The 410-nt window shown below is 40.0% G+C and carries 1 protein-coding gene; it reads right to left on the bottom strand.

Annotated features, from left to right (window positions below):
• Window positions 1-38: 38 nt before the first annotated feature.
• The coding region (locus MD535_RS25880; protein WP_265678141.1) for an integrase core domain-containing protein at window positions 39-410 on the bottom strand (372 nt) is incomplete at its 5' end.

Below are 410 nucleotides of genomic sequence, written 5' to 3'. Positions count from 1 at the left end.
AATGATCTTCACCCGATAAAATGGACACCCTATTATCTTTAACCCGTCGCTACTTCATATTCATGCGGGGTTCGATATCCAAGACTTGAGTGCAGTCTATAACGGTTATAAAAATGCTGGATATAACCGGCAAGTTTATCTCTAAGCTGCTTCTCACTTTTAAAGCTATTTTTCCTAATTATGTCGCCTTTGAGTGTATGGAAGAACGACTCTACCTCCGCATTATCAGTGCAATAACCTGGACGATTCATACTTGGGACAATTCCATTTTTTGATAATAAAGCTTGAACTTCATGGGCTCGATATTCAGAGCCTCTGTCGGTATGAAACAATAAGCGCTCTTGTGGCTTTCGATTTCTAATTGCCATTCTCAACGAACTCATCGTTAGCTGTGTACTCTTCTTACTACC

Source organism: Vibrio qingdaonensis, from assembly GCF_026191675.1.
In the GTDB taxonomy this organism is placed as follows: Bacteria; Pseudomonadota; Gammaproteobacteria; order Enterobacterales; family Vibrionaceae; genus Vibrio; species Vibrio qingdaonensis.
Note: the sequence above shows the minus strand (reverse complement) of the source record. Positions and strands in the feature narration are given on the sequence as shown.